The organism is Lutibacter sp. B1 (genome assembly GCF_012524075.1).
GTDB lineage: Bacteria > Bacteroidota > Bacteroidia > Flavobacteriales > Flavobacteriaceae > Lutibacter.
This window is the reverse complement of sequence record NZ_JAAZUI010000019.1, coordinates 60,908-72,721: the sequence shown is the minus strand read 5'-3', so window position 1 is coordinate 72,721 and position 11,814 is coordinate 60,908. Positions and strand designations below refer to the sequence as shown.

Below are 11,814 nucleotides of genomic sequence, written 5' to 3'. Positions count from 1 at the left end.
CGACCAAAAGTTTGGTTTCTAAGGTTACTTTCTGGTAGCTTTTTTTTCGCCAGTGTTCATTTTGTGATTTCATAAGTGACTGTAATTAATGGTTTAATTTTTAGTCAACCTATTTCAGGAAAGTTCAATGTAAGAAGAAGTGATAACGACTTTGCGTATATGTCAACGGGTCGTGCGCAAAAACCAACTCCAGATAATAGAGGAACGAACGCCTCTTGTGTAGAACCTGAATTTTATTATACTTGGGAAGGTAACCATAACGATCCTCGTTTCCACAGATATTATCAGTATTCTGATGGAACTTGGTTTATGAATGATGGAACTACAGGGAGCGTTCCTGCTGAAGATACTAGGCCTGATACCGGTAAGTTTTGGTTCCATTTTAATAGAGGCTTACAGGTTGGTCAACAGTATGGACCAACGCTTGATGGTAAAGGCGGGTTTAACATGACTAATGATGGTAGAATTGCTATTAGTATGTTATATATGGAAAAAAACACTACCGTTCCAATGGACTATACTCCTGAACTGGATTTTGACAATCCGTTAGAAGCTGTATTCTCTCAAGATCAAATAAACCGTGGGGTTCGTAACTTCAAATGGGAGTTTGATCCAGAATATGGTAATGGTAGCAGTGCTGTAGATGTTCCTTTATACCGTTTAGGAGGTATTTATTGTATGAGAGCTGAAGCTTATTATCGTAATGGAGAAACGGGACTTGCAATGGCTGATATAAACATACTTCGCACAAGCAGAACTCGTGAAGCATTGTTTGGTAGTGCACCAGGTATTGCAATCTTATCATTGGATGAAGAAATTTTATACAATGAAATTGGCTTTGAAATGTACTGGGAAATGTACCGTAGAAAACAAATGATTCGTTTCGGTACTTATGATGAAGCATATACTGCTAAAGCAGCTACAGAACCATATTTAAGAGTATATGCAATTCCGCAAGAAACTATTGATGTTACTGAAGAAATTACTCAAAATATAGGATATTAAAAACAAAAAATAAGCCGTCTCATAACCGAGACGGTTTTTTTATGATTTTATTTATTAGATGTCCTAAATAATCGATACAGATATTTTTAGACTATCTTTAAAACAGATACTTCTAGTTTTTAAATCTTTTAGCATAGTTTCTGAGAATCATAAACTGTTCGGTTGCAAAATTGTAGAATAAAGTTTCAATATGTTTTCTTTTTTTAATAAAATGGAAGTGCTTTTTGCATTTTCTAACCTTCAATATTCTTATGTTATTTACGCTTAAATTATTTGTAGTAAGTAGTTTAAGTGTAAAATAATTTACTGGTTATCATCAGTATATACAACTTTTTCTTTTAATTATATTACACAAAAAAGGTTGTGTAATTTGATATTTCATTCCAAATGTATTTTTTAATACAAAAAGTAGACCTAAATTTGACGTTTACTAAGAAGTATGTTAGAACAAATAAAACGATTTTTTAAAAGTTCAGAATTTTTAAAAGGAATTGTAACAGCTATAGCTATAGCAATTCCTATGCTTTTTAGCAGCTTTTTTTTAAATGATATTCAGGTTGGTTTTGCAGTAGCGTTGGGTGTTTTGTTTTGTTCTCCACCCGATATCGCCGGAAGTGTAAAACATAATTTTTATGGTGTTTTAACGGCGGTTATTTTAGCTACAATTTTAACATTAATATTAGGTTTTGTTGCAAATATGCCGTGGCTTGTATATCCTGTATTAGGACTGACAGTTTTTTTTATTTCTTATATTTCGGTATTTGGTTTTAGAGCTTCACTAGTATCTTTAGGAGGTTTATTAGCAATTACTTTAGGTTTTGTTCATAATTATACTACTGAAGAATTATTAACGCATACTTTCCTGATTTTCTTAGGAGGAATTTGGTATTTATCTCTTATGGGGTTAAAATTACTGTTGTTTTCTTCAGTTCAAACAAATCAATTATTTGTTAAAACTATTGAAGACACAGCTGCTTATTTAAGAGTTCGTGGAGAATTAATTTCGTGTAAAACAAATAGAGATGAGTTGTATCAAAAAATGTATTTATTACAATCTCAAATTAATGGATATCATGAGACCTTACGTGAAATTATATTAAGTGCCAGAAAAAGATCAGGAGTTTCAAACAGCACCAGAAGAAGACAATTACTATTGTCTGAGTTGATAGATATTTTAGAATTAGCAGTTGCTAATCCTATAAATTATGAAAAAGTTGATGAAATTTTTAAAGATCATACCAATTATATTGATGAATATAAAAATTTAGTATCTGAAATAGCTTTTCAATTAGAGCATATTTCAAAAGTAATCAGAGGAGAAGAAAAGCTGAAAGAAAATGAGAAAATTCCTGAAATTTTACATAAGATTGAACTAAACATTAATTATTACAAAATACTTGTTGGTTTACCAAAATCGAGAGTTGGTACGTTAATGTTGCGAAATTTTAAAAATTATCAGGAAAAACAAGTCCAAAAAATTTCGGGTATTGAACGAATTTTAAATAATTACACAAACAATAATAAAATTTTAAGTAAAAAAGAGGCAACCAGATTTATAACGCCTCAAGATTACGATTTAAAAAAACTAGTTGTAAATTTTAGTTTTAAATCGCCTGTATTTAAGCATTCATTGCGTTTGGCTATTGTTATTGTTTTAGGATTTATTATTGGAAAAATGTTGTCAATGCAAAACCCGTACTGGATATTAATTACCATTGTAGTAATTATGCGCCCAAGTTACGGTTTAACAATATCTCGAACTCAAAATCGTGTATTGGGAACTTTTATAGGAGGTGCCATTGCAACACTTATTATTTTTACAACTCACAATACTGTAGTTTACGGTGTATTAGCATTAATGGCATTGCCTTTTTCATTTTCATTAGTACAACTTAATTATAGAAATGCTGCAACCTTTATAACGCTTCAAGTTGTGCTTGTGTATGCAATTATGCAACCCGATATTTTGGCAGTTATTCAATTTAGAATTTTAGATACCTTGATTGGTGCTTCATTGGCAATTTTATCAAATTACTTTTTGTGGCCATCGTGGGAGTTTCAAAATATTCACGAGTATTTTAGTAAAGCAATAAAAGCAAATCAGCAATTTTTAGAGCAAATCAGTATTTTTTATCATAAAAAAGGTGAAGTTTCCACAGTTTATAAATTACATAGAAAAGAAGCTTTTTTGGCTATTGGAAATTTGAATACAGCATTTCAGCGAATGAATCAAGATCCAAAATCGAAACAAAAAGATTATGCTATTATTTATGAATTGATTGTGATAAACAATACTTTTTTATCATCTTCGGCTTCTTTAGGTACATTTATAAGAAATAATAAAACATCGAAAGTGCCGGAAGAATTTGATGTTTTTATTAAAAATATTTGTGCTAATTTACAATTGGCAGTTCAGTTATTGGAAGAAGATAACTCAAAATTAAAAACAATAAATCAAGAAAAAATTGAAGAAGCTCACGATTTATATGATACGGCTTTTGAAGATTTATCTAATAAACGAGATAAAGAACTTGAACAAGGAAAAGAAATTTCTTCCGAATTGAAAATTAAATTGAGAGAAACGCTTTTGGTTTCAGAACAAGTAAAATGGCTTTTTGATCTGTCAGAAAAATTAGTTTCTTCAATTAAAAAGTACAAATCCGGTGCAGAAGAAAATAGTGCTTAATCTGATAATTCCTCGACGTTCTTCGTCGGGGTACAATTTTTTCACCTCTCCTTTGGAGAGGTCTAAACTACGTGGTAGTTTAGGGTGAGGTATAATAAAAAATTTCGATTTCTGACCTTTATGCAAAAACGAAACCTGTGAAATACCTTTGTAGTTTATCTCGGGGATAGTGGTTTCGAGAAATTTTTTATTTTACTTTTTCACCTGAAATATAGGTTTGTTCTACAGTAATGTATGGAATTTCAGAAACATCAACTTCCATAATATTTTTATCAAGGATACTAAAATCAGCAACTTTACCGGCTTCAATACTTCCTTTTTCATTTTCTTCAAAATTTGAATAGGCAGCCCAAATAGTCATTCCTTTTAAAGTTTCTTCACGTGTTAACGCATTTTCCATTTGAAAACCGTTTTCAGGAAAATTATTCAAATCTTTTCGAGCAACAGCAGCATAAAATGTTAAAAACGGACTCACTTTTTCTACAGGAAAATCGGTTCCTAAAGCTACTTTACCGTATTTGTTCAATAAATCTTTATATGCATAAGCTCCTTTCATGCGTTTTTCACCAACACGATCTTTTGCCCAATACATATCAGAAGTAGCATGTGTTGGTTGTACAGAAGGTAAAATATTGTCAAAATAGTTGAAATCGGTAGTGTCTATAATTTGTGCATGTTCAATGCGCCAACGTCTGTCATTTTTTCCTTTTAAAACTTCTTTATAGGTTTTCAGCATTATATAATTTGCAGAATCTCCAATTGCATGCGAATTCATTTGATAATCTGAGGTAGCAATTTGCTTAGCAACAGTCATATATTCTTCAGGAGAAGCTAAAAGTGCTCCATAGTGGTTGTGTTGATCTGAGTAAGGTTTTTTCATGGCAGCACCTCTCGAACCCAAAGCTCCATCGGCATATGCTTTTATTGAGCGCACATTTAGTTTATCAGTTTTAATAATGCCTTTGTTTAGGTAATAGTCTAAATTTTGAGGCGTATTTGCAACCATTGCATACATACGAATTTTTAATTCATCAGTTTGTTGTAAGCTATCAATCAATTCAATAACCTCACGAGATAAACCGGCATCAGCAACAGTTGTTAAACCGTAGTTAATACAAATTTTTTCAGCATCTTTTAAGGCTTTTATTTGAGTTTCTTTTGAAGGTGAAGGAATTTTAGTTTCAATTAAACTCATTGGATTGTCAATAAAAATTCCGGTAAGTTTTCCATCTTTTTGAAGTATTTCCCCTCCGGAAAAAGGTGTTTTTGTAGTTACACCAGCTAAATTTATGGCGGCTTGGTTTGCCAATAATGCGTGTCCGTCAATTCTAGTCACAGCTATAGGTGTATTTGGAAAAAGTTCATCTAGTTTATCTTTTGTAGGAAACTCTTTTATTTCCCAATCGTTTTGATCCCAACCTCTGCCGGTAATGTATGCAACATTTTTTTCTTTTTGAAAATCAACTATTTTTTGCACTACTTCGTCAAAACTTTTAGTGCCTGTAAGGTCAACTTTTTGTTGTTGTAAACCCAATCCGTAAAAATGGCAATGTGCATCAATAAATCCGGGAACTATCGTTTTTCCTTCTGCATTAATGATATTTTTGGTTTCAAACTTCTCTTGAATTTCTTTGTTTGTACCTACAGCAATAATTTTACCTTCCAAAATGGCAAAAGCTTCAGCTTTGTCAAAATTGGTGTTTACGGTATAGATATTTCCATTAATAACAATGCTGTCTGCATGCTTTTTTTTTGAACATGAAAACAGGATAACTGCAAGGCAAATAATTCCTAAGTTTTTCATACTAATTTAGTTTAAATAGGTGTCTAATAAATAGATAAGAGATGTCATAGAAGCTGCGCCGAGTTCAAGTTCACGTTTATTTACTTTGTCAAAAGTATCGGTTGCAGCGTGGTGATAATCAAAATAGCGTTGAGAATCGGGTTTGTAACCAAATAAGGAAATGGTTTCAGATTTAAGCGGACCAATATCGGCACCTCCATATCCTTTGTCAATTTCGTGTAAACCATAAGGAGCAAGCAAAGGTTTCCAGCTCATAAATAAATTGTAATTCTCTGAATTTGAATCGAAAGAAAAACCTCTTGGTGTATGTCCTCCGGCATCAGATTCTAGAGCAGCAATATGGATTTCGTTATTGTTTTTTGCTTCTTCAGCATATTTTTTACCACCTCTAAGTCCGTTTTCTTCATTCATAAATAAAACAACTCTAATGCTGTGTTTAGGTTTAATTCCGTTCAACTTTAATAAACGTAATACTTCTATAGATTGTACAATTCCAGTACCGTCATCATGTGCACCGTCAGCTAAATCCCAAGAATCTAAATGGCCGCCAACTGTAATATATTTTTCAGGAAATTCACTTCCTGTTATTTCACCAATTACGTTGAATGAAGGCGCATCGGGTAACGTTTCACAGTTTTGTTTGAAAAAGAATTCTAAGGTTGGATTCGTTTTTAAGGTTTCACTTAATAAATTGGCTGCTTTAGTACTTATGGCAGCAGTTGGAACTTTTTCGTTTTCAGGAATTTCACCATAACTCATTGCACCTGTATGTGGAAAATCATCTATATTATGAGTCATAGAACGAACAATAACACCTAAAGCACCAAATTTACCGGTAACTTTTGCTCCACTATATCTTTGATCAACACAACCACCATAGGCTCTAAAAGTTTCTATCAATGTATCGTCAAAAGGGCGATTGAAAAATACAATTTTACCTTTAAGTTGTTCACCTAATTTTTCTGCTTCTTCTAAACTTTTAACCTCAATTACTTCACCTTTAACACCATTTTTTGATGTTGAAATAGAACCACCTAAAGCACAAATAGGAACATTGTATGTAGTACCGTTACTTGTAAAATACGCCTCTTCTTTTTTACCTCTAACCCAATGGGGCACCATAACAGGTTGTAACCAAACTTTATCGAATTTTAATGAAGTTAATAAATTTTCGCCCCATTTTACTGCTTTTTCTGCTTCAGGAGAGCCAGATAAACGACCGCCAATTGTATTGCATAAAGTATCTAACCATTGATAACATTCTCCTTTTGTTAATGCTGAATCAAAAATCTTTTTTATTGCTAACGAGTCAGTTTTGTTAATTGGAGGTTCTTCATTTTTACTTATAGGTGTTTGATTACAAGAACTTACTATAATAAGGAAACTTATTATTAAAAATGGATACTTCATTTGAATTAGTTTTAAAAAAGTTAAAACTACGGAAAAATTCAAAATGATAATAGATTTAAAAAATTACTTTAATTAAAAGTCAAATTTATAGGTAATACCGGCTAAAACTTGTAATGGTTGTACCTTATAGTTTACAAATCGTTCGTAATCATCACTTAAAAGATTGTTGATTTTTGCAAAAGCGGTAAGTCTGTCAGAAAAAATATAACCGGCATTTACATTTAAATCGATGTACGAATCGTTTTTAACAATGTTTCCGTTATTATAGGTTGTTCCGTACGGAATTACATAATCTTTGGTTTCTCCGTTATAAAACAGCTTTACACCGGCAAGCCATTTATTTTTTTGGTAGTTCGCAAATAATGTAGCTTCAATTTCGGGTAAATTCCATGCTTCTTCTTGTTCATTTAAAGAATAGTTGGAATAATTTATGGTTGTGCCAAAAGTGAATTCATTTGAATATTCAACAGCTAATTCACCCGAAACTCCTAACGTTTTAATATCATCATAAACAACCTGAAAAGAATTACCGGCTTCGTAAGCATTGTTAACGTTTGTTAAACCATTTGTTTTTGTTCTGTTTTGAATAAACAAAGGTTTGTTTTTTTCTTTTGTATGGCTAACATTGAAATTATAACTGATATTTGAAGCTAATTTTCCTTTAGCTCCAATAAATGCATTGTATTGTTTGTCGGTTTGAAATACCTCTAAAGTTGGAGAAACATATGGGTTTGTTGTAGAAAAGTCCTTATACGTATTTTGAACCAAGTCACCGGTTACACCGGCCAAAAGAATAAATACATCATCCATTATTTTATAAGATGCAGTTACATTTGGATATGCATAAAATTCATTCGATTTATTTTCTAAATCATTGGCGTAATACAATTTAGCGCCTAAGTTAACTTTAAGGTTTTCTCTTAAAACTTCAAAATTTGGATTGATGCCTAAATTTAGGAAACTGTATTTTATATCGTCGGTTGTATAATAATCTTGTTTAAATTTTCCTGTTAAAAGATCTACGGTTAATTCGGTATTTATAATCTCTGTTGAAATTGGAAATTCAAATGTAGGTTTCGCAAATAATCTTAGCTCGTTACTGTTGTAATCATCAGAAAAATTATAAAGTTCAGCAGAAGCTCCTCTAAAAAATGAATCTTCAAAATCTATAATTCCACCTAAATAAACATTCTTGTAAATTTGTTCTTCATTAATATTGTCAATAAAGATTTGATTGAATTCAGTATTTGAAGGTAAACCGTAATAGTTATACAATCTTCTTTGTACGCCGGTATTTATTTGCCAATTAAAATCTCTGTCGTACTGTTTGTAATAAGCATCAATTTTTGTGTCAGAAAAATTATCATCGAATAAAATATCATCAATACCTCCTTTTGAAGAATGATGATTGATAAAAATTCCAAAATCGTTATATCTGTTATCGCCCGAATGTAAATAAACTTCTAATAAAGGAGTGGTGAAATTTCCAAAACCGGCAGAAATGTAGTTTTCAAACAAACGATCTTTAGGTTCTTTAATAATGCCTTTTGCTTTTCCTTTTGAAGGTGTAAAAGTGGAAGCTACCGGAACCGAAAAAATACTATAGTTTACTTTTTCTTTCTCGAAAACACCTTTATTTTCCATTGCCGGATTTGATTTTATTTTAAACGCATCCGAAATTTTTGGAGTATAAGGTTTAACAACTAAAATTTCTCCTGTTTTAAGAGTGTCGTTTTTAATTTCTTGTGAAAAAGTAAAACCTGTTAGTAAAATTAAGATTAAGGTTATATATTGCTTTTGCATTGTTTTTATAGTGTTAAGTCTTTTAATTGTTGAGTTGTTATCAATTTTTAACGGACTCATTTGTTTTTGCTTGTTCGGTTTTTATACTTTTCAGTTCACTTTTAGCATCTTCAGTAACATCATTAAACTCTGTAAAGTTTTTAAGCACACTTTCTAAAATATAAGTTGCCTGATAAGCATCATTAAGTTGGTAATAGTTTTTAGCCATTATTATTAACCCTTTTGAAGCCCAATATTTATAAGCGGCATAATCAGCGGCAATTTTTTGTACAATTTGATTGGAAACTCTATAACTTCCATCTTTATTCTCAAAATAGGCATTGTAATAAAGAGCTTCGGCTTTTAATTCACCGGAAGCAATTTTTTCAACTTCTTTATACGCTTTTCTGGCTTTGTCTTCATTATTGGTTTTAATGGCAGAACGTGCAATAATTATATGTGCATCGGATTTTATACGATCTTCAATTTTAGAATTTGAAAGAACAGTTTCGGCATATTTTACAGCTTTTTCGTAATTTTTATTTTCATAATAACCTTTCATTAAATTGGATTTTGCAAAGGTTATATTTTGAGGTGAATCCGATTCGTTTTCTAATCTTTCCAATACAGGAATGGCTTTTTTCCAATCGTTTTTTTCTAAATAAATAAGAGATAAACGCGATAAAGTATCTTCTGTAAATTCGCTTTGTTCTTTATTGATAACTTCAGTATAATAAGGAATAGCATTTGAAAGTTGATTTTCTGAAAATAAAGATTGAGCCAAGTAAAAATTAGCCTGCAAAGTATGTAAACCTTTTGGAAAACTTTCTAGGTATTTTTGAAAACCTGAGATTGCTTTTTTATGATTGTTTTGTAAGTATTGTTTCTCGGCAGATTCATAAGAGTCATTATCTAATTCAGCATTAGAAACATTTACAAAATTTATATTTTTTACCCAAGCAGCGTATTCATCAACTCTACCCAAATCAACATAAATTTGACGAACATTTTTAACAGCTTGTATTGCTTCTGCCGTATTTGGAAATTGGCTTGCGATGTTTTTGTAGGTTGATAATGCTTTTTCGTTTTGATCGATATTGTAATAAATCAATCCTTTTTTTAGCATTGCTTTGGAAACAAGCGGGCTTCTTTTATAATCTGAAATTAACCTGTCAAAATTTTGTAAAGCTAAATTGTTTTCATTTTTTTCGATGTAAGAATTTCCTAAAACATACAAAGCATCATCTCTGTAAATTGATTTTGAGTGTGTATTTAAGAATGAATTAAGTTCGTTTATTTTAGAACTTTCGTTACCAGTAAGTCCGTAACTTATTGCTTTTTGAAATTGAGCATAATCAACATCACTTCCTTTTGTATCAATTGCTTTGTTGTAATAAGTAATAGCATTTGAATAATTTCTGGTCGCAAAATAACCATCGGCAATTCTTAAGTAGCTATCGTTTAACTTAATTATATCATCAGTATTTTCAGCTACATAATTTTTGAAACTTTCTATTGCATTCGAATAGTCTTTCAGTTTAAAATAGGTATATGCTAAATTGTAATTGATAAGATTAAATTCATCAGTTTTTTGTGCTTCAGCATTTGAACTGAAATTTTTAAAATCTTTTAAAGCGTCTTCAAAATTATTCAATCGGTAATTGGTTTCACCTTTCCAAAAAGTGGAAAGAGCAGTTATATGATTATCGAAAGGGAATGCTAATGAATTTTCTAAATTTTCTTTGGCAGAAGTATAATTTCCTTCATTAAAAAGCTCTACAGCTCTAAAAAAAGCAACTTTTTGAAACAGTTTACGGTTTTTGGTATCTTTTTTATTTTCCAAATAGTTTAAAGCGCCTTTAAAATTGTTAGAAGTAATGTAAGAACTTACAATAAGATCGCTAATTTCGTTTTTATAAGTTGAGTTGGGGTACAAATCAATATATTCTTGTAATACTTCCGGAACACTTTTGTAAGGATTACCAATATCGTAGCTTAATTTAGCGTAATTTAGCCATGCATCTTTTTGTATATCTTCTTCAAAATTCATCTGAGATGCATTTCTAAAAGCATTTAAAGCCTCTTGTTTTTTATCGAGTTTTAAATAACATTCAGCCAAATGATAATAGGCGTTTTGAGCAACACTGTTATTGCCTCCAATTATTTTATTGAAGTTGTTAATGGCATTTTCAAAATCGTTTTGTTTGTAGTAGGAGTAACCCAATAAGTAATAATCGGTATTGTTCCATTTTCCGTTTTTACCTTTGTAATTTTTTAAATGCGGAATAGCTTCTTTATATTGTTGAAGATTAAAATAACTTTCTCCTACTATTTTAGAAATTTCAGAATGTTCAATTTGTTTAGCATTTTCGAGTAATGGTAATCCGTTCTCAATAGCTTTATCGAATTTTCCAAGTTTAAAATTCATATCAGCCAAATAATAAGAAACTTCTTTTTTGTACGAATCGTCTTCAGCAACTTCACCTAAATATTTATCGGCAGTTTCGTATTCATCTTTATTATATGCTATAAAACCGTAATAATATTTTGCTTGAGCTCCGTATTGTTGTGAGTTAAGTAAAGTTGAAAAATAATCCTTAGCCTTATCGTAACTTTTAGTAGCAAAAAGAGAATATCCGTATTTGAAATTAAATTCTTCTTTTGTTTTATGAGTAAAATTATCAGCATCAACTCTCGAGTACCATTTTGCAGCATACGGATATTTACCAATTTTAAAATAATAGTTGGCAACATCAATAAAAGCAGAGTTCTGTTTGGTGCTTGTTGGGTATTTTTTAACAAAATTTTGCATTAACTCGTCAGAATTCGGTTGTTCTAACCTAATGGCGCAGTTTGCAGCATAAAATTCGCAGTTAGCTTTTAGTTCAGTTGTTTCGTCAAAATTACTTTTAATTTCATTAAATTTTTGTTGTGCAGCAACAAAAGCTTTGTTTTGGTACAATTCAACAGCACTATTATATTCTTTTAAACTGTTTGTGTAAACAGCTGTTTTTTGTGCCGTTAATGTATAGGTTATAAAAAAAACGAATATATGTACTATTACTTTTTTATGATTCATGTAATGTAAAAATTAAAAGTTTAAAAACTATACTTTATATAACGTAAT

6 protein-coding genes are annotated in these 11,814 nt (G+C 30.8%); 2 read left to right on the top strand and 4 right to left on the bottom strand.

Going from position 1 to position 11,814, the window contains the following annotated elements:
- Positions 1-75 precede the first annotated feature (75 nt).
- Both HGB55_RS11595 and HGB55_RS11590 read left to right on the top strand, forming a co-directional pair.
- Positions 76-1,005 (top strand): RagB/SusD family nutrient uptake outer membrane protein, encoded by a 930-nt coding sequence (locus HGB55_RS11595; protein ID WP_168817065.1) that lies wholly within the window; start codon positions 76-78, stop codon positions 1,003-1,005.
- A 439-nt stretch (positions 1,006-1,444) separates the two neighbouring features.
- A complete protein-coding gene (locus tag HGB55_RS11590) occupies positions 1,445-3,691 on the top strand; it encodes an FUSC family protein (RefSeq protein ID WP_168817064.1) in 2,247 nt (748 codons plus the stop codon).
- Positions 3,692-3,878: 187 nt separating this feature from the next.
- On the opposite strand, the gene HGB55_RS11585 is transcribed toward HGB55_RS11590, so the two are convergent.
- The 4 genes from HGB55_RS11585 to HGB55_RS11570 all read right to left on the bottom strand — a co-directional run bounded on the left by HGB55_RS11585 (position 3,879) and on the right by HGB55_RS11570 (position 11,766).
- The gene (locus HGB55_RS11585) at positions 3,879-5,495 is read right to left on the bottom strand and encodes an amidohydrolase (protein ID WP_168817063.1); all 1,617 of its coding nucleotides are present in this window, start codon (positions 5,493-5,495) and stop codon (positions 3,879-3,881) included.
- Positions 5,496-5,501: 6 nt separating this feature from the next.
- Positions 5,502-6,905, bottom strand: a complete 1,404-nt coding sequence (locus HGB55_RS11580) for a M20/M25/M40 family metallo-hydrolase (RefSeq protein WP_168817062.1) — start codon at positions 6,903-6,905, stop codon at positions 5,502-5,504.
- A gap of 72 nt (positions 6,906-6,977) precedes the next feature.
- The gene (locus tag HGB55_RS11575; RefSeq protein ID WP_168817061.1) at positions 6,978-8,768 is read right to left on the bottom strand and encodes a TonB-dependent receptor; all 1,791 of its coding nucleotides are present in this window, start codon (positions 8,766-8,768) and stop codon (positions 6,978-6,980) included.
- A complete protein-coding gene (locus HGB55_RS11570) occupies positions 8,749-11,766 on the bottom strand; it encodes a tetratricopeptide repeat protein (RefSeq protein WP_168817060.1) in 3,018 nt (1,005 codons plus the stop codon). Before HGB55_RS11570 ends, HGB55_RS11575 begins: the two co-directional genes overlap by 20 nt.
- Positions 11,767-11,814 lie beyond the last annotated feature (48 nt).

What these genes read in the sequence shown, in the direction of transcription:
- HGB55_RS11590 (WP_168817064.1), top strand. Translation starts at nt 1,445, where the DNA reads ATGTTAGAACAAATAAAACGATTTTTTAAAAGTTCAGAATTTTTAAAA.
- HGB55_RS11585 (WP_168817063.1), bottom strand. Translation starts at nt 5,495, where the DNA reads ATGAAAAACTTAGGAATTATTTGCCTTGCAGTTATCCTGTTTTCATGT.
- HGB55_RS11580 (WP_168817062.1), bottom strand. Translation starts at nt 6,905, where the DNA reads ATGAAGTATCCATTTTTAATAATAAGTTTCCTTATTATAGTAAGTTCT.
- HGB55_RS11575 (WP_168817061.1), bottom strand. Translation starts at nt 8,768, where the DNA reads ATGAGTCCGTTAAAAATTGATAACAACTCAACAATTAAAAGACTTAAC.
- HGB55_RS11570 (WP_168817060.1), bottom strand. Translation starts at nt 11,766, where the DNA reads ATGAATCATAAAAAAGTAATAGTACATATATTCGTTTTTTTTATAACC.